The sequence below is a fragment of the Leucobacter aridicollis genome, assembly GCF_024399335.1.
Lineage (GTDB): Bacteria > Actinomycetota > Actinomycetes > Actinomycetales > Microbacteriaceae > Leucobacter > Leucobacter aridicollis_A.
Genome location: NZ_CP075339.1, coordinates 3485965 through 3504309 on the forward strand (window position 1 = coordinate 3485965; position 18345 = coordinate 3504309).

An 18345-nucleotide genomic window follows, 5' to 3' on the forward strand; every position below is an offset into this window, starting at 1 on the left:
CCGGGGATAATAAATTGGCATTTGACAATTTAAGTGCACACTATTGAGTTCTCAAGATCCAGACACTCACCGTACTCACCCTGAGGCTTTCCGAAGAGCAACTTTTCTATCTTAGACCACCCAGACGCTTTCCCGCAAATCCGTGCCGGCAGCATTCCTGCTACCACCCGAACCCGCCCGGACACATTCCGAAGAACAGTCACATCGAGGTGAAGATGAATCCCATTTTCCCTACCCGCTTTACAAACCAAACTGCGGTTCAAGTGGGGGTGTTGTGTGAGAGATCCTTGCAGCCAGTCGCGATTTCCGCGCCGGCCAACAGATGAATACATTACGCGGGAAACACGCAACACACAAATCGGCGTTCGTTCGACTCTCAAGAACCCAATGAACACAACGAAGTGCCCTCATTGTCGGGCGTGGCGGATCTCTCCTTGGTCACCGCTTCGGCCTGGGTGTATCTGGCCGGGTCGTCCAGCGAACATACATGGCGCCAACCGCTATAGCTCCGACGAATCCAGCGGCCCACCACGGGAACCCAGGAAGGCCCGACGGGGTACCCGCCGCCGCAATGTCTTTCACTGGTGTGGGAGTAATGCGCTCGCCCGTCACGAGAATGCGGTGACTGTTCACCCCGAGTGGGGTGCAGGTAATAAGCGTGACAAGGTCGCGGCCGGCGACTTGGTGGAGCGTCTCGGTCTGATCGGGCTCCACAACGAGTATCTCCGTGACCCTGTACGTCAGCACCTCACCGAACGTCTCTAGCGTGAAGGTGTCACCGTTCTTCACCCGGTCAAGGTCGGTGAACATCCGTGAGCTCGCGAGCCCCCGGTGACCTGTGATGACTGAACGGGTGCTCCGCCCCCCGACAGGAAGCGACGTGCCCTCAAGGTGCCCTAAGCCACGCAGCAATGTGTCATCATCAGTGCCGTGGGCGATCGGCAGATCTACGTTGATCGTCGGTATTCGCAATCGTGACATCACGCCACTCGGAGTTTTGAGCTGCGCACGGTAGTCCTGCGGCAGCCCACTCATTTCGCCGTTGCCCACCGCCACATTCACACCAGCGGCAAGCAGTGCGCCCGCTGACAGCGCCTCGTTGTATGCCCGAGCAGCGGTGAGCTGAGTCGCGACATCGGGTTTGACCTCGTCTATCTCCGCGTCATATAGGCCGACCAGCGAGGACTGGTTCACCTGCGAGAACCAGGACGCTGTGGTTGGGTACAGCAGCACACTCACCCCGAGAAGCCAGCAGGTCAGCGTTAACCAAGCGCTCACGCTGACACGTCGTCGTGCCAGCCTCGAGCCGCGCGTACGGTCGCGGCGCAGCGCTTCGGGCCCCCGTGCAGTTTCATCGTCAGAGTGATCGGCTGGCTGGGTCACGCAGCTTCCCTTCCATGGGGTAAGACAGGGTATCGCCGGCTCGGCGCGAGGGGTGGGGGCGCACCGAACCGGCGAGTCTAGGGGCGGATGGGCGACACTCGGCCGCCCACCCGGGAGGCTACGCCTGGCTCTACTGGCGGCGGCGTGCGACGAGCACGGATCCTGCCGCAACCGAGACGAGCGCGAGGCCACCGATGACCATCAGGATCTGGCCTGCGCCACCGGTGAGGGGCAGCTCAGGGACTTCCTGCTGCTTGTTGGCAATCTCCTTCGAGACCACAGTAACCTCGCCGGCCTTCACAATGACCTCGGACTTGGCGGCGTCACCCGTAGGCAGAACGAACCCATTCGGGGCCTTCGTCTCAACGAGCACGTAGCAACGCTCCTGAAGACCGTTGGTCATGGTGCCGCCGTTGAGCTCATCGTCGCCGATCCAGAGACCGGGGATGGAGATCTCGCCGTTGGCTGCCGACGTAACGGTGTAAGCGCTTCCGTCTGCCTTGGTCACCGGAACGAGGTCAGCGTCTGCGAGGCAGTCAGCTGCCTTGTTGCTCATGAGTACGGTGAACTCGGCCCCCTGCAGGCCCTTGCCGCTCTTGTCGGCGTCGACTTTCTTGAGGAGCGCGCCGCCCCAGCGCGTCCACACCTCGTTGGTCGGGGTGCCCGGGTTTCCGTCGCCATCCACGTCGAGGTCGTTAACGTTAACGCCCGCCTGGTTGGCGATCTCGCCGTTTCCCAGTGACTCTACGGTTGCAACGAAGTCAACCTTGACGACTTCACCGGCCTTCAGCGTTGCCTTCGCCCCGGTGAGGGTTACGGTCAGCGTGTGCTGAACGGGCGTGCCGCCGGTCGTCCACGCAGCGGTGTAGTCGGTTCCTTCAACCAGGGGCCGACCGTCGATCGATACGACCGGCGCCACGCTGCCCGACAGGCGGGGATCAAGCGTGTCGGTGATGATGAACTTCGTGTAGACGTCGCCGTCGACGGCCGGTGCCTTCTGAGAGATCGAGTAGTTCACGTCTGCGCCGAGTACAAATCCATTGTTCGGCTGGTTCTGGATCGTCTTCGTGGGCAGATCACCAACGTCGTTCTTCGGGTACAGGTTCACGTCGTAAACCCAGGTGCCATCGCCCTCGCCCGTGTTGATGCCAGGGGTCGGCAGGGTCACGATGAACGGCTCAGAAAGCTTGGTGACGGTTGCCGGAGCAGACTTCTCGCGAACGAGGTATGCGCCGAGCGGCAGGTCGCCGCTCTTCGCGATGCCGCCAACCGTTGCGGGCAGCTCAGTGCAGCCGGTGAGCGAGAGCGAGCCAAGCGCAGCGCCGGATCGCGCCGCGACGAGGTCCGCGCTCGATACGGCCTTCAACGTGTCCCAGCCAGCGTTGGTGCCGCTGAGCAGGTCAACACCGTTGATCGAGCAGTACTCGAACACGACGCCGTCGATCGGCTTCGACGTCGGGTTCGTTCCGGTACCGCCAGGGTTCTGGGCCCCGCCACCGGGGTTCTCAAACTTGTGGACAGTCAGCGACCCGAGGCGCTCGGCGTCAATGTTGTCCGCCTGAGCGGCGGAGCCACCGACGAGAATCCCGAGGACCCCGACGGCGAGCGCCGCGGAGGCCGCAATGCCGCGGCGCAACGCGCGCGGGGCAGTGTTCTGAGACATGGGTATTCCTTTCTGAACTACCGTTGTTCGGCAGGTTGGCACCGGGGGCGGCGTCTCCGCCCCCGGAAGTGAGTTGGTTAGATAAGTCGACGTGCTCTGACCGAGCGCACTGCAAATACGCACATCAGTACGAGGAATGCTCCGCCGCCAAGCATGAAAAGGAAGGTCCCTACACCGCCGGTGAGCGGGAGTTCAGGTACCTCGACCTGGTGATTCACGATGCCCTCCAGATCCACCGCGGTATCCCCCACGACGGTGACTTCAATTGGCGTATCGAGCTTCACGAACCCAGCCGGAGCCTGCGTCTCCACGAGGTGGTAGGTGCCTGGCGGTACATTCGTGAGCCTGAACTTTCCGGCGAGCGGGTCAGTGTCGTGACCGGCACATTCCTCAGCAGAGTCGGCGACACAGTCGCTCAGTGACATCACGGATCCGCCGGGAACTGGCTTCCCTGCTGAGTCGACCGGCACAAGATCCCAGTTGGAGCCCGCGAGACGCGTTCCAGCTGTATCCACCTTCTCCCAGGACAGATCTACTCCGGGTTTGAAGTTCGCAATCGTGCCGAGCTCGTACGTCCAACTGTCTCGGTCCAGATTGCCCTCACCAAGCGTGAACCTGATGGGCTGGCTGGCGAGCACGAAGCCCGAGGGGGCTTTGGTCTCAACAAGCTCGTACGTGCCCCACGGAATAGCGCTGAGAGTGAACTTGCCAGCGGCCGGATCGCGATCTTCACCACAAGTTCCTCCAGTGCAGTCAACGATCGTGCGCGGCCACTCACCAGGGGGCATTATGCCCCCCTGCGGAACAACAGGCGTAAGGGTCCACTCCGAACCGGCGAGGAGCGTCGTGGCATTCGCGCCATCTACCTTTTTCCATGCGAGGTCGGGCGTGAGCTGCAGTCCAACCCGCTGTGCCTCACTCGGAAGCATGGGAACGCCGTTCGAAGTACGCTTCGCGGCAATGGCGACGTTGTTCCATGCGGTGCCAGTCAGGTCGCCGCCAGAAGCAACGGCTGGGAAGGTGCCCGTGTAGGTGTCGCCGGGCGACCAGACCATGGCGTCAAAGTCGAGGCGGATCGCGGTGACGGATGCCCAGTCTCCCGCAACGTCAGTTGCCCAATCATTCGTGCAGTTCGCAGGCGCACTGGTGAGTGTGCCCGTGCCCTTGCCAGCGAGTTCGCCTCGGCAGGGTTCGGTGGCTTTCGAGTACTGCACCGTGGCGCCTGCAGGCAGCCCGGTAACGGGGCCAGTCATCCGGACGTTGAACTCTGAACCTCGCGCGTCTGCGCCGGGCTTCGCGCCGTGGTCACCCACGCGCGGCAGCATGTCGTAGACCACCACGTCACGCATATCAACGTTGCCGGTGTTCCTCACCGGAATGCGGTAGGTAGCCTCGCCATCGCGGTCTGTCGAACCGATACCGGGGGCGGGGATGAACTCGTTGTCGCGGGTGCCGCGCACCTCCTTTACGGAATTCATTCCTGGCCCTTCGACCACGGTGTACGGTTTCTTACCGCGACAGCCGGTGTCGGCGTCGGGGCCCTGCACGGCGTTATTGAAGCTCAGGTCGGCCCAGCTCTTCTGGGGGTCAAGTATCTTCGGGTCGGCATAGCTCCCCGGGCTTTCGCACACCAGGTACCCGGTCGCCGCTTCCTTCGCCTGCACAAGCATGTAGTTCTCGTAGGTATTGACTGGGGTGTTGTCGCGCACTCGCGCATCAAAGCCGATCTCGACCTGGTCGTTCAGCGCGAGCCCGCCGCCCTCCGGCACATTCGGGAAGTCGATAACCACCTGGGTACGGGTCACTCCGCCAACCACCACGTCCCTCAAGGTGAGACGAGGCTCGCCGAGCTTCGCGAGGACCGCCTCGGCGGCGGCGCCGCTCTTGCCCGACACGTTGAGGTACACAGGATTACTCGGGTCCTTCGGCGAATACACGAGGTTCGCTGGAAGGATCTCGGTGATGGTGGGGGTAAAGGTATATGGCCTGCCGGTAGACACCTGCCCGTACCAGTTATCGCGCTGCGTGACGACCTCGACGCGCACGGGGTCTCCGGGTTCGAGCGAAGGCTGGTTCCCCTTCATGCCGTCGTCCGTCACGACGTCGGGGTTATACATGCGCTTCTCGGCGTAGACGTTCACCGGGTCGCGTGCCACCCGCGTGTACCCGCAGCGTCCCTCCTTATTCGAATCGACGACGGAACCATTTCTCGTCATCGAACCGCCGTTCCAGCGCACGGTATTGTCCGCCGTGCAGTTCTCGATGGTCACCCAGAGCGGGTGCTGCGAAGCGGGTGTGACGCCGGCCTGCGGGGTCTGCCCTACAGTCTCCACTTCCCCACTAGTCATGAAGTGTGGCTGGTAGACACCATCGCGCACCGCATCCGAATTATCGAGCGGAATGTCATTGCTCACGCTACCGAAGAGGAAAAGGCTTCCCTTCGTTCCGCCCTTCACCGGGTTCTCGTCAAGCCAGAACTTGGTGATCCACTCTCCGGCGCCCATAGAAATCGGCTGCCCTGCATCCAGACCATCGCAGAACCGCATCGAGCTATCGCCCGCAACCATGCCCTCTGCGATTGTGCAGACTCCGACCCTGCCTTGGTTCGTCTGCCAGTTCACCTTCAGCTCAGACATGCTGCCGTTTGAGCCGAAGGAGACATCACGATACGCCGGGGTGGCACACGAGATATCGTTTGTATCGGTCGGCGAAGTCCACCCACAGGGCAGCATGTCGACGAGCGACCAGGTTCCTCGTGCGTTGCCCGTTCCCGCGATCGAGTAGTCGTGAAGGTAGCCGCGAACGTAGTCTCCCCCGGCAAAGGTTCCACCGCGCCATAGCTGCCGCGAGGCCTTGTTCGACTGCGCATAGGAGATGCCCTTCTGCACCGTGAACTCGCCGTCTGCACCGATCTGCAGGTAGTGCGTCACGCTTGTCTCGTCTGAGAGGGGCGCGCCCGTTGCCCAAGTCTTCGCAGTGACCGCGACCTCGTTGGTCTGCGGGAGCTGCTGGTTTGCATCGTTGGTGAAACGATCCTCAGGGAAGTTCACCGTCACGAGAAGCGTCTTCCCGAAGGTGGACGGGTCACATTTGGCTTGACCGTTCTCGACCTTGGCGGTCTTCCCGAGATCCCAGGTAACGGTGTGGGTAGCTGCATCGTAGACGCCACCTGCCGAAGCAGACTGAAACACCGTGCGTGGCGGAAGTGTATCGGTCACCTTCACGTCTTCCATGGCCCAGAGGCCAAGGGTGTTGCACATGTTCGAGTAGGGTGTGAACCCTCCGCTTGCGTTCCACTGCTGCGGGTAGCCAACCTTGACCTCGTAGGTGGCATCGCTGCCGACGTAGGGGTCTTCCTGAGGGGCGAACTTCGTCTTCACAACCTGAATATCGGCAGCCGAACGCACGACAGCCGGTTCAGAAGTCTCCTCAACTGACTGCGAGTTCGCGGAGAAGGTGGCCGTCGGAGTCATCGCCGTGCCGTCTGGAGTGACCCAGTTCTCCGTCTGCAGCGTAAACGTCACCGTGCCGGTGTTGGCGCCTGCCATCGTGGCGGGGAAGTGCCACACGATCTTGCGGTCAGCGCCCGTACCGACGACCCCAACTGGAAAGGTCTGGGCTGGGGTACCGAACCGAACGGGCGTAAAGCTCGTCACGGCGAACTGCATGTTGCCTGGCTGACCGAGCGGCACCGGCACCTCAAGTGAGGCACCGGAGCAGCCGTTCGAGACACCGCCGCACTGCCACTGCACCTCGAAAGTCACAGTCTCGCCAGCTGTCACCTCCACGTCAGTGGGTGCCGGATGGATATCCACGGTCAGGTCGTTGCCTGCGGCGAGCGCCGGCCCCCCAACGCCCGTGAGCACCACGAGTGCGCTCAGCACCGCGCCAATAATGCCGGCAGTCCACTTCGACCGTCGTCCCTTTCGACGTGCAGCAGTCACTGCTTCCCCCTTGAGTCTTCATCTTTGAAACCAAACATGGCCCCAACGTAATTAAAGAGCTCCCGGAGGAAATAATGTGACGCAGTTTGTGAAAAGTTTTTCAGAAGTTTTTGGAGAGCTTTCTGCTTCCATATTTTTGCGGATGTTCCCGCCGATGGCCTGCCTACCCTCGCCGCGGTCTCGCGGCGACCACGAGGCCACCCGCAACGAGCAGCAGCGCCCCGCCGCCGGCGATCAGCAGCTGGCCACTTTGGCCGGTTCTCGCCAGCCACGATCCGGGCTCCGCGGTGTTCGGTATGGTGACGCTCTCCACTGCCTCAGCCGTGTCCCAGCCGCGAACGATGATCTCGCTGCGGGCCGCCTGACCGATGGGGAGCAGATAGCCAGTAGGGGCCACAATTTCCTCAAGTACATAGCAGCGGGCCGACAGCCCGCTCGAGAACTTGCCGCCATCGATCTCGTCGTCCCCGACCCACAGAGGCGGAATTTCGAGCACTCCGTTCTTGCCACTCTCAATGACCATCGCCTCACCGTCGTCGCCCACGACCGGTGTCAGTTGCTGCGCAGTTCGACAGCCCTCGGGCTGCTCGCTCGCCCAGAGCAAAAACTTCGCCCCCGGCAGCCCGATCGCCGCGTCGCGCGCGTCAACTTTCACCACCGCTGCGGTACCCCACCTCGTCCATACGGTGTTCGTTGGCGTACCGGGCACACCGTCACCATCGAGGTCCAGGTCATTCACGTTGACATGCCCCGTGTTCGGGATCTCGGCGGACTCCGTGGGCATCGACTCGAAACCGGCTGGGACCCCCTCGCCGGGGAGCATGTCTTCGCCCTCGGAGGCAGCGTCGCCGCGAGTTGACCCGACGTAGCCTTCAGCCACTGTGCCACCCGGCCCAGCTGCTGTGGTCTCCGAGCTTCCACCACCCGCTGAACCAGCCACATCGCGGTCGACGTCGCCAGCTCCGTCGCCTGGCTCCGTCGGACCCTGCAAGGGACTAGTCGGCAGTTCAGAGACGTCAGTCGTGCCCTGCAATGCCGGAATCGCTACTCCAGCAGCCACAACCAATGCTCCCGCAGAAGCGCACGCGGCGGCCGTCAGAAGCGCTTTGCGCTTCCACCCGCGCTCCATCGCAATCACACCGGTACTTACCATGCCAATGACGCTCGCTTGCTCAGCAAAGCGGCGCCACCGAGCTTTGCACTGCGGGCAGCCTTCGACGTGAGCAGAGGCCCGAGCGGCCTTCCGGCTCCCCTTACGCCCCCAGCGCATCTCGCTGAAGTCACTCACGCAGGCGGCGCAATCAGCCGCGAGCCCCCTCGGTGGGTGCATCTGTTTCAGCCAAGAGCGCTTCAGCCCTTCGCGTGCGCGCTTCAACAGAACCGAAGTCGAGTTCGGGGTGAGCTCAAGGTCAGCTGCAACTTCTTGGACTGGCTTTCCGGCGACATCGACCGCCAGAATCACATGCTTCCAACGCAGCGGCAAATCGTCGAGCGCCGCTGCCGCAGCGTCTTGCTCTTCGAGGTCGGCAAGGTGGTCGTCACTCGCTCCGCTCTCAAGCTTTTCGGCGTCGAAATCGTCGAGCGATATCTCTCGGTTATCGGCACGCCAGTGTTTCGAGAGCTGCGATGTAATTGTGCGAAACAGGTAACTGGTGAACGACTCAGTAGGGCCGCCTCCATCGAGCAATGCGCGGTAGATCGAGTCAAACGCGTCAGATACCGCATCCTCGGCGTACGTCACGTCTTTGCGCTTCGCCCACCCCACAGCAACCGCGTGGTACCGCTCCCAGAGAGTCGCGAGCGGCCACGCCTCACCGCTACGGATCAGGTCGCACAACTCACTGTCCGTAATCGACTCGGCCCCGCTCGGCCCTCGCTCGTCAATCACGTGGGTCATGCTACCAAGCGCGCAAAACAGCGCAACTCCGTGTCCTCGAACACGGCGCGCGCATGACAACGAGCACGAACACAGCCAAGAAACTCAGGATGCTGCGCCTATGACATCTGTCATGGGAGCAGATGACATTGAGACACTTCTCCGCACTTGAAAAGTGTTGTGGACTTGGAACACATCACAGCGTGTGCCTGGCACAAGCGTTTCGAACCGAGGACCAATGCGCAAACCACTCAAGATCATCCTGCCCACCGTCGCCGTGCTGGCTGCGGTGCCAGTTCTCGCCGTCGCAACGAGCGCGATCTTCAACGCCATCGCGACGAAGTCAGACCTCGCCGCGATCACCCCGTACGGTGAATTCGTGCAGGTCGCGGGCAAGCGTATGAACGTTGTTGATACGGGTACCGGCGATGAGACCATCGTGCTGCTTCCCGGCCTCGGTACCGCCGCCCCCGCGCTCGACTTCGAGCCTCTCGTAGCAGAGCTTCGGGCCACGCATCGTGTCATCGCCATCGAGCCGTTGGGGACTGGACTCAGCGACCAGGCAGACACTCCCCGCACCGCCGCGCACATCGTCGAGGAGGTGCACGAGGCGCTGCAGCAGCTCGGCGTCGAGAAGTACGTGCTGATGGGGCACTCGATCGCAGGCATCTACGCGCTCGAGTACAGCGCACGGTATGCAGATGAGCTCGTCGCGTTCGTTGGAATCGACAGCAGCGTCCCGGGCCAGCCCGGCTCAACTGACGAAGTGGCAACCGATGGCCTCGCGGCGCTGAACCACCTCGGCATCATCCGCGTCCTCTCCGCGATATCGGGTGACCCGTACGCGGGCATGCAGTTTGACGACGAGACAAAGCGGCAGATGCGACTGCTGTCGACGAAGAACTCAATGGGTCCAGCGATCCTCGACGAGATGCGGCTCGCTCCCGAGAACTTCGCCGCGCTGCGTGACGCGCGGTTCCCCGAGTCGCTCCCCGTGCTCTTGCTTGTCGCGACAGAAGACACCGAAGTCGCCGGGTGGGTCGATCTGCACGAGCAGCAGGCCGAGACGGTCGCACATGGCGAGATGAAACTCTTCGCGGGCGGGCACTACCTGCACCACACTCACTCGCCAGAGATCGCCGCCGAGACGACTGCGTTCCTTGCGGATCTCACCGCAGGTTGACTCGGGGCCGCGGCACCTAACCCCTTGCGGGCGTCGCCGCGTGGAGCCCGCGTGCCTAGGCCGAATCGCGCACGATGAGACGCGCGCCAATCAGGGGGGCTGCCGCGGGCGCAGCGGTGGGCGGGCTGGGCTCGTGATCCTGATCGTCGCCCTCGGCGCGCTGTGCCATAAGCGCGCGCACCGCGCCGCGACCGAGAGCTTCGCCTGGCAGCTCGACCGTCGTGAGCGCCGGCGAAACGATCGCTGAGGCTGGCAGGTTGTCGAATCCGCTGACCGCGAGGGTGCCTGGCACGCTGATTCCGAGCTCGCGGGCAGCGCCAAGCACGCCATAGGCGTGCGAATCGGTTGCGCACACGAGCGCCGTCACGCCCGCGTCGCGCCACCGCGGCCAGTGCTCCGCGAACACCGTGGCGGCGCCATCAGGATCGATGAGGCTTGCCGCCTCGGGAATCGCGACGTACTCCATACCGTGTTCGGCTGCCCCGCGTTCGACAAGCGAGCGGCGCAGTTCGAAGGTCTCGGTTCGCGTGAGGCTGTCGAGGTAGCCGATGCGGGTGTGTCCGCGGTCGGCGAGGTGCGCGAGCAGTGCGCCGATACCGCCTGTCAGGTCGAAGTTCACGGTCGGCGCCTGCGTCTCGCGGCCCGGCGCATCGAGCAGTACGAGCGGTGCACCGGCAGGCAGGTCGCGAAGAAACTCGTCGTCTGGCGCCTCGACAAGCAAGCCGGCTGGGCGGAGTGCAACGAGCCGGTGCACGTCTGCGGCGCTCGGGTTGCGCCCCTCCCCCGTGACCGAGAGCAGCAGCTGGTACTCATTGCCAAGCTCTGCTTTGATTCCCGAGATGACTCGACCGTAGAACGGGTTCGAGAGGTCGGGGGCGACGAGGATCACGATGTTCGAGGTGCCTTTTGCAAGCGATGAGGCGGTGTGGTCAACAACGTAGCCGAGCTCTCGCACCGCTGAGAGCACCCGTTCGATGTTCGTCTGCGAAACACGACCGGCGGTTTTGCCGTTCACAACGAGCGACACCGTGGCTGTCGACGTACCAGCCAGCTCGGCCACCTCAGCGGCCGTCACTCGTGCCGGCCGTGGCGAGATAGCTTCGGGTCGAGACATCCTTTCATTCTAGCCGCGGGTGGCCGCGCACCGGGTTGCAACGTCAAGCGCTTTGCGTGTTATCGTAAAGCGCTTGACGTACCTAACCCGCCCGCCCGCGCCCGCGCGAGCAACGGCCCCAAGGATGTGGAATTGACTAAGAAGATCATTCTCGACTGTGACCCCGGACACGACGATGCCGTAGCCCTGCTGCTTGCGCACGGCAACCCAGAGATCGAGCTGCTTGCCGTGACAACCGTTGTCGGTAACCAGACACTTCCGAAGGTGACGCGCAATGCGCTCTCAGTCGCCCGCGTCGCAGGCATCACCGGCGTTCCATTCGCAGCAGGAGCCGCGCGTCCGCTCGTGCGAAACATCGAAGTCGCCCCCGACATCCACGGCGAATCGGGCCTCGACGGGCCAGTGCTCCCCGAGCCCGAGATCGAGCTCGACCCACGCCACGCGATCGACCTCATCATCGACACTGTCATGGCCCACGAGCCCGGCACCGTCACCCTCGTACCCACCGGCGGCCTCACAAACATCGCAATGGCGGTGCGCAAGGAGCCCCGTATTGCCGAGCGCGTGAAGGAGGTCGTGCTCATGGGTGGCGGCTACCACGTCGGCAACTGGTCGGCCGTCGCCGAATTCAACATCAAGATTGACCCCGAGGCCGCACACATCGTCTTTAACGAGCAGTGGCCCGTTGTTATGGTCGGCCTCGATCTCACCCACCAGGCGCTCGCGACTGACAAGGTCGCAGCCCAGATCGCGGCCGTCGGCACGAAGCCCGCGAAGTTCGTCGGCGAACTGCTCGACTTCTTCGCGCTCGCGTACAAAGACGCCCAGGGCTTCGACGCTCCCCCAGTACACGACCCCTGCGCGGTCGCCTACGTCATCGACCCGACGATCGTGAAGACCGTGAAGGTGCCAATCGACATCGAGCTCACCGGCACACACACGCTCGGCATGACCGTCGCCGACTTCCGCGCCGAGGCCCCCGAGGACTGCACCACCTGGGCCGCGACCGAGCTCGACGCTCCCCGATTCTGGAACCTCGTCACCGAGGCGCTCGAAAACATTGGCGAGGTCGACTTCTAAATGACAACCATCACTCACAAGCCAGCAGTGCGCGTTGGCTCGCTCATGGTCGCGCTGCTGGCAGCGTGCGTCGCGTTCCAGCTCAACGCCTCCATGCTCAGCCCTGCGCTCGTCACCATGGCGAAAGAGCTGAACACCGACGACGCGACGATCGGCCTGTCTCAGACGATGTTCTTCACCGCAGCGGCGCTCTTCTCGTTGTTCCTCCCCCGTCTGTCGGACATCTTGGGTCGCAAGCGCGTGCTCGTCGGCATGCTCGCGATCATGGCTGTCGGAACCGTCATCGCCGCGCTCGCAGTAAACGTCGAGATGCTCTTCGTCGGCCGCATCATCCAGGGCGTCACCGGCCCCGTGGTTCCGGTAACGCTGCTCATGCTGCGACACGAGATTCAAGATCCGAAGCGCTACGGCACAATGATGGGTGTCATCACCGCTGTCAACGGTGGCATCGCCGGCATCGACGCGCTCGCTGGCGGCTGGCTCGTCGCGAACCACGGCTTCCGATCAGTCTTCTGGACGATGACCGCCGTCGCCGTGATCGCGATCGTCTTCGTGCTCGTGTGGGCCCCCGAAAGCCGCCCCTCGAAGGACACGAAGATGGACTGGCTCGGCGTCGTTCCCCTCGTCGTGTCGATCGGCTCGTTCCTCACCTTCCTGAACTTCCTCGGGGCTGTGAACGACAGCAACTGGTTCATCATCTGGGCGCTGCCTCTCATCGGCCTCGCATCCTTCTGGGCATTCTGGGCGCTCGAGTCAAAGATCGCCGCACCGCTCATCCCGCCGCACTACCTGAAGCAGCGGTCGAGCTGGGCGCTGCTCGTCACAACGCTGCTCACCATGACCGGCGTCTTCGCGGTTGTGAACGGCCTCGTCGCCTCGATCGCGCAGAACTCAGAAGCCGGGTTCGGGCTCGGCGCCGATCTCACATCGCTCTGGTTCCTCATGCCGTACGCTGTCGCGGGCTGGATCGTCGGCCCGTTCGCCGGACGCCTCGCGCCGACGTTCGGATACCTGAACGTCATGCGTGTCGGCATGCTCGGCACCATCGTCGGCACCATCGTGATGGCGTTCGTCGGCGTCCATTCGCTGCCCGTGCTCATCGTCACCACGATCCTGCTCGGCATTACCTACGCAGGCATCGGCAACATCATGCTCAACGGCCTCGGCATCGTGCTGTCACCGAAGGACAACCCCGGCTTCCTCCCCGGCCTGAACGCTGGCGCGTTCAACCTCGGCGCCGGGGTCAGCTTCGCGATCCTGCCCGCCGTGCAGCTACTGTTCACCTCGGCCGACGACCCGACGTCGACAACCGGATACAGCGCCGGCATGCTCGCGGGCGCCGCAATCTCGATCCTCGGCTTCGCGATGAGCTTCCTCATCCCGGCACCGACGGACGCCGAGGTCGCGGCACCAACAGCCGGGAAGTAACACCAACCCACGTATTCTAGGAGCGGGTTCCCGCCGGCCTCGGCCGGTCGGGGACCCGCCCGCTGCATCACCCGCCCGCGCGAGAGCACCCGTGCGGGCCGAGAAAGGACCTCACCATGACCGACGGCCTCATTCTTGTGGTTGGTTCGCTGAACGCAGACCTGGTGGTGCAGACCGCACGCTTCCCGCAACCGGGCGAGACGCTCACTGGCTCCGAGCTACGTGTCATTCCCGGCGGCAAGGGCGCGAACCAGGCCGTCGCGGCCGGCCGCCTCGGGGGCAACGTGGCGATGGTTGGTGCGCTCGGCGCCGACGCGAACGGCACGCTGCTGCGCGAGTCCGTCGAAGCGTCGGGAGTCAATACGTCTCACGTCGCCTCGCTCGACGGCGTCGCCACTGGCACCGCAGTGATCACCGTCGACGGGGCCGGCGAGAACACGATCATTGTCTCGCCGGGAGCAAACGGCAAGCTCGGGATCACCGAACTCGACAATGCGGCCGAACTCTTCGAGCGCGCCGCGATCCTCTGCCTGAGCCTCGAAGTTGGCCTCGACGTCGTGCTCGAGGCTGCCCGCCGCGCCCGCGCTGCCGGCGCCCGCGTGCTCCTGAACCTCTCCCCATACGGCCCCGTACCCGACGAACTGCTCAGCCTCACGAACATCCTGCTCATCAACGAGCACGAGGCCGCCGATCTGCTCGGCCTCACCCCCGAGCAGGTGCTCGCCGAGGGCGGCAAGCACACGCGTGCTGCGCTCACCGAGCGCGGGATCCCGCGCGCCGTCGTGACCGCGGGCGCCGCAGGCAGCATCGTGTTTGATGGCGCGACGCGTGACGGCGCAGACGCGGTTCCGGTCCCATCACCGAAGGTTACCGCCGTCGACACGACGGGCTGCGGTGATGCATTCATGGGTTCGCTCGCGCTCCGCCTCGCGGCCGGCGACCACCTCGCCGTCGCAGCGGGCTACGCGGCGACCGTCGGCAGCTTCGCCGCGACCCGGGCTGGCGCGCAAGCTTCCTACCCGACGCCCGAGGAGCTCGCTGAGTTCTTGGCTGCGCGCGGGTAGTGGCGCTTTAGGTATCTATGTGGTGCCGGTCGACAGCACCCCCACGATAGCTATTGGTTTTTCTTGCGGTCGGCTTCTTCTGCGAGCCTGCGGTGTTCGTCGAATTTCTCGCCGATCTCTGATTCGGGGACCATGACATCGTCGCCGGGGAGCACCTCGCCCCGGTCACGCGCGGCACTATCCTCACGGTTAAACTCCACATACAGCCCTGGCGAGCACGGCGCAATCGCACCGATCCGGTAGGAGCGCTCTACTGCACTCGTGTTAAAGCTCGCACGCAGTACCGGTCCGCCGGAGCCGTATACGACAGGCCAGTCAGTGTCTTCGCCAGTCATGAACACTGTCATCCCGAGAGACTCCCAGTACGCTGCCATCTTTTTCGCGTCGGCGCGATGATCGTCTCCCTCCGGGGCCCAATAAGCGTACTGATACTGGCTCGCGTTGTCGGGATCACCCTCACACGGGGCCGCGTATGCAGTACCGCGTGCCCACCATCCGGTCACGTCGAGCTGTTGTGCTGAGTCTTGCACCAACTGAACGACCTTGTCACGGCCCTCTCGTGCAGTCATTACTGGTTCCTCCTCCTGTGTGCCACATCCAGCCAGCAGGACTGATGCGAGTAGTACCGTCATGATTGCCGCGCCGATACGCGCCCCAGTTCTACCAGCCATGCGTTCCGAGTCCCATCTGTGCTTCCTGCATCTGAGTCGGCCTGGGCGCCACAGGCACCGCCAAGACCGACTCCCCCGACGACAGCTATTCGCTCTTCTTGCGGTCAGCTTCTTCTGCGAGCCTGCGGTGTTCGTCGAACTTCTCGCCGATCTCTGATTCGGGGACCTTCACGTCGTCACCGGGGAGCACCTCGCCCCGGTCACGCACGGCACTATCCTCACGGTTAAACTCCACATACAGCCCTGGCGAGCACGGCGCAATCGCGTCGATATGGTACGAACGATCCGCGCCCAGCGTGTCGAAGCTCGCACGCAGCACCGGCCCCCCTCTGCCGAACACCATCGGAGCGCTGCCGTCTTGCCCAGTGGTGTACACCGTCATCCCCAAGGATTCCCAATACTCAGCCATTCGCTTCGCGTCCGCTTGCGGGTCGTCTCCTTCGGGAGCCCAATAGTGATAGACATACTGGCTTGCGTTGTCAGGGTCGCCTTCGCACGGGATCGCAGACGCGGTTCCGCGTGCCCACCATCCGGTCACGTCGAGCTGTTGTGCTGAGTCTTTCACCAACTGAACGACCTTGTCACGGCCCTCTCGTGCAGTCATTACTGGTTCCTCCTCCTGTGTGCCACATCCAGCCAGCAGGACCGATGCGAGTAGTACCGTGACGATTCCCGCGCCGATACGCGCCCCAGTTCTACCAACCATGCTGTCCGAGTCCCATCTGTGCCTCCTGCATTTGAGTCGGCCCCAACGGCACATAGTCGGTAATATCGTCTGTCTCGCCCTTGATTGCTCGCGCGGTGTTCTTGAGGGATTCGGTGCCGGGGCTGAAGTATCCGCCGCCGCCCTTGATGAGTGGGTCATGGCCGACGACCGGGTCGCCGGCGTCGCCCCCGGTGTCCACACCGAACGCCTGCCCGCCGAACTCTGGTTTCATAGGGTCAACCTTGTGATCGCGGCTGAAGTCGCGCCCGGCCCACGCCCACTCGTCTCCCGTGTCGGGGTCGATCACCATCCTGTCTCTCGCGTTCCCGGAATACACTTTGTCGGCGTTGAGCTGCGACGCGCTCGTGACCGTGTCGGGGAGACCTGCGGAGCCGAGCATGATGAAGTTGTTCACCTTTACGCCCGGCATTGTGAGCGCAACCGCGGCCGTGGTGGTGCCGTACGAGTGCGCGACAATATCCAGTTGCGGCATCGACCCGCCCCGCACCGCCGCCAGCCCCCGAAGCGCGGCCGCGAGACTGTTGCCGCCCGCGACCGCCCGTTTCGAGTCGAGCACCCCAAGATCAGGGTCGTCCCAGCTCGGGCTCGGTGGTGTCTCGTAACCGATCCACGCAACCACAGCGCTCCCCTCAGGGAGTTCCCAGTGGAGGTTTTGGGCCGCGTTTGTCCAACCGGTCATCCTGGTCGTGTCGCTTCCCATGCCCGGGATCGCGTACGCGACACTCGTGGCGGTATCGAGGTTCCCGATCGAAACAGCCGCAAGTGGTGGCTGGTCCTGAGTCAACGCAATCAGGAACCTGGCAGCGCCATCGTCAGCCGGCTCGAGCGCGAGGCTAATGTTCTCAAGGGCCGCGAGCTGCGTTTGAAGCACCGACACATCCACGCCGGCAGCCTGAAGCTTCTCGATCTCCAATTGAACGTCCTCGATCGCTGCAGTCAGCGCGACCTTGTTCGCGTAGTCGCGTGCGCCATACGGGATCCCCTCAAGGTTCCCAAAGAGCACGGCAAACCCGTCAAGCAGCAGCTTCTGCTGCTCTGAGAACGGGTCCTCGGAGCCAGCTGGCGGGTTCATTCCCTGCCACCAGGAATTGATCTCCACCGGGTCCATGAACTCCAAGCGACGCATCAACCCGGGGGAAGCTTGGAAGAGTATCGCAATCTCTTCAGCCGTGAGGGCCGACAGCGCCGCAAGCAGATCGGCGTCACTCATCGGATGCACTGCAGTCACCGAGAGATCAATCACCGCGTTTGAGAGTATCCCGCCACCGGCGGCTTCGAACGCGGCAGCGACACCATCAATCCAGTCAACATCCCGCCGGTTCTCGTTCAGGAACTGTTGGAAGCCTGCCAGAAATGTCGTCGACTCGACCCGCGCCCATGAACACGACGCACCAAACGCGGACCACGCTCGACGCACCAACGACAGTTGGGACTCGAGGTCAATGTTGCTCGTGCCGCTCTGCGACACAAACGTGCGCAACTTCGCCGGGTCCGCAGAAGACTTCCCGGGCCCCGCCCCAGTAGCCCGCCGGGTTCGTTGCTGCGCGGTGAAGGAAGCCGAAATGGTTGGCGGTTGGATCGGGATCTCGGACGGGCGCGGATCGAAGAACGAATCTACGCCGGCGGTGAAGCTGTCGCCGAACGCGTCGGTCTGACGTCGCTGTTCCCGTTCTGCCTCACGCATCCGCCAATCAGCGACCTCCTTGAGCCGCTCGCGTTCTTCGCGCGCCTTTACCACCGTCTGCTTGACGGCCTCGGCAAGCTCATAGAGCACGCGGGCAAGTCTCACGCGGTCACGCTTCTCTGTTGCGACTGCGAGCCGAAACAGCGTTCCGTACGCACCCACGAAGTCCTCCATCGCGCGCTCGGCGGCTCCGTTACGAAAGAGGCTCTGGTCACGTAAGGCATCGTCTGCGGTTTCGAGCGTACGAATCAGCTCGTTGGCAGTAGCGGTGTCGAATTGGATCGACATGGGATCACACCCTTCGGGTCTTCGGCGCACAAGAGGCTGGAGCTTCTTCGCATCAAAAGAAAAGGGAGAAACCATTTCTGGTTCCTCCCCCACGTTTACCTTACGACACGACGACGAATGTGGCGCAATTCTGCACACCTCGGATGCGCAACCCGCCAGCTCAACCGAGAAGCAGGGCTTCCCGGCGAGCCCGCCACCAGCACACGCAGAACAACAAAACCCCCGGCAGAACCGGGGGTT

12 protein-coding genes are annotated in these 18345 nt (G+C 63.4%); 4 read left to right on the forward strand and 8 right to left on the reverse strand.

The features are described 5' to 3' along the window. Positions 1–438: 438 nt before the first annotated feature. The 4 genes from KI794_RS15660 to KI794_RS15675 form a co-directional block, all read right to left on the reverse strand. Positions 439–1278, reverse strand: coding sequence for a class C sortase (locus KI794_RS15660; protein ID WP_255808606.1), 840 nt, complete (start codon positions 1276–1278; stop codon positions 439–441). A 235-nt stretch (positions 1279–1513) separates the two neighbouring features. Then, the gene (locus KI794_RS15665) at positions 1514–3046 is read right to left on the reverse strand and encodes a SpaH/EbpB family LPXTG-anchored major pilin (RefSeq protein ID WP_255808607.1); all 1533 of its coding nucleotides are present in this window, start codon (positions 3044–3046) and stop codon (positions 1514–1516) included. Between the two features lie 77 nt (positions 3047–3123). Further along, positions 3124–6990 carry an MSCRAMM family protein gene (locus tag KI794_RS15670; protein WP_255808608.1) on the reverse strand — a complete coding sequence of 1289 codons (3867 nt, stop codon included), beginning with the start codon at positions 6988–6990 and terminating at the stop codon, positions 3124–3126. Positions 6991–7153: 163 nt separating this feature from the next. After that, positions 7154–8878, reverse strand: a complete 1725-nt coding sequence (locus KI794_RS15675; RefSeq protein ID WP_255808609.1) for a sigma-70 family RNA polymerase sigma factor — start codon at positions 8876–8878, stop codon at positions 7154–7156. Between the two features lie 226 nt (positions 8879–9104). On the opposite strand from KI794_RS15675, the gene KI794_RS15680 reads away from it, so the two are divergent. Further along, on the forward strand, positions 9105–10049 hold the full coding sequence (locus KI794_RS15680; protein ID WP_255808610.1) for an alpha/beta fold hydrolase: 945 nt from the start codon (positions 9105–9107) through the stop codon (positions 10047–10049). 55 nt (positions 10050–10104) lie between these two features. Here the strand turns inward: KI794_RS15680 and KI794_RS15685 are convergent, their stop codons facing one another. Further along, the gene (locus tag KI794_RS15685; RefSeq protein WP_119285503.1) at positions 10105–11163 is read right to left on the reverse strand and encodes a LacI family DNA-binding transcriptional regulator; all 1059 of its coding nucleotides are present in this window, start codon (positions 11161–11163) and stop codon (positions 10105–10107) included. A 132-nt stretch (positions 11164–11295) separates the two neighbouring features. On the opposite strand from KI794_RS15685, the gene uriH reads away from it, so the two are divergent. The 3 genes from uriH to KI794_RS15700 all read left to right on the forward strand — a co-directional run bounded on the left by uriH (position 11296) and on the right by KI794_RS15700 (position 14735). After that, positions 11296–12243 (forward strand): uridine-preferring nucleoside hydrolase UriH, encoded by a 948-nt coding sequence (gene uriH / locus KI794_RS15690; protein WP_119285502.1) that lies wholly within the window; start codon positions 11296–11298, stop codon positions 12241–12243. Further along, entirely contained in the window at positions 12244–13671 is a 1428-nt protein-coding gene (gene uriT / locus KI794_RS15695; protein WP_255808611.1) for a uridine transporter UriT, read from the forward strand. It begins immediately after the preceding gene. 116 nt (positions 13672–13787) lie between these two features. Then, positions 13788–14735 carry a ribokinase gene (locus tag KI794_RS15700; protein WP_119285500.1) on the forward strand — a complete coding sequence of 316 codons (948 nt, stop codon included), beginning with the start codon at positions 13788–13790 and terminating at the stop codon, positions 14733–14735. A 50-nt stretch (positions 14736–14785) separates the two neighbouring features. On the opposite strand, the gene KI794_RS15705 is transcribed toward KI794_RS15700, so the two are convergent. The 3 genes from KI794_RS15705 to KI794_RS15715 all read right to left on the reverse strand — a co-directional run bounded on the left by KI794_RS15705 (position 14786) and on the right by KI794_RS15715 (position 18105). Further along, a complete protein-coding gene (locus KI794_RS15705; RefSeq protein ID WP_255808612.1) occupies positions 14786–15304 on the reverse strand; it encodes a hypothetical protein in 519 nt (172 codons plus the stop codon). Positions 15305–15491: 187 nt separating this feature from the next. After that, positions 15492–16010, reverse strand: coding sequence for a hypothetical protein (locus KI794_RS15710; RefSeq protein WP_255808613.1), 519 nt, complete (start codon positions 16008–16010; stop codon positions 15492–15494). 91 nt (positions 16011–16101) lie between these two features. Then, positions 16102–18105: an alpha/beta hydrolase gene (locus tag KI794_RS15715; protein WP_255808614.1), complete on the reverse strand. Its 2004-nt coding sequence runs from the start codon at positions 18103–18105 to the stop codon at positions 16102–16104. Between the last annotated feature and the right edge of the window lie 240 nt (positions 18106–18345).

What these genes read in the sequence shown, in the direction of transcription:
- KI794_RS15685 (WP_119285503.1), bottom strand. Translation starts at nt 11,163, where the DNA reads ATGTCTCGACCCGAAGCTATCTCGCCACGGCCGGCACGAGTGACGGCC.
- KI794_RS15680 (WP_255808610.1), top strand. Translation starts at nt 9,105, where the DNA reads ATGCGCAAACCACTCAAGATCATCCTGCCCACCGTCGCCGTGCTGGCT.
- KI794_RS15665 (WP_255808607.1), bottom strand. Translation starts at nt 3,046, where the DNA reads ATGTCTCAGAACACTGCCCCGCGCGCGTTGCGCCGCGGCATTGCGGCC.
- KI794_RS15700 (WP_119285500.1), top strand. Translation starts at nt 13,788, where the DNA reads ATGACCGACGGCCTCATTCTTGTGGTTGGTTCGCTGAACGCAGACCTG.
- KI794_RS15715 (WP_255808614.1), bottom strand. Translation starts at nt 18,105, where the DNA reads ATGTCGATCCAATTCGACACCGCTACTGCCAACGAGCTGATTCGTACG.
- KI794_RS15710 (WP_255808613.1), bottom strand. Translation starts at nt 16,010, where the DNA reads ATGACTGCACGAGAGGGCCGTGACAAGGTCGTTCAGTTGGTGAAAGAC.
- KI794_RS15705 (WP_255808612.1), bottom strand. Translation starts at nt 15,304, where the DNA reads ATGACTGCACGAGAGGGCCGTGACAAGGTCGTTCAGTTGGTGCAAGAC.
- uriT (WP_255808611.1), top strand. Translation starts at nt 12,244, where the DNA reads ATGACAACCATCACTCACAAGCCAGCAGTGCGCGTTGGCTCGCTCATG.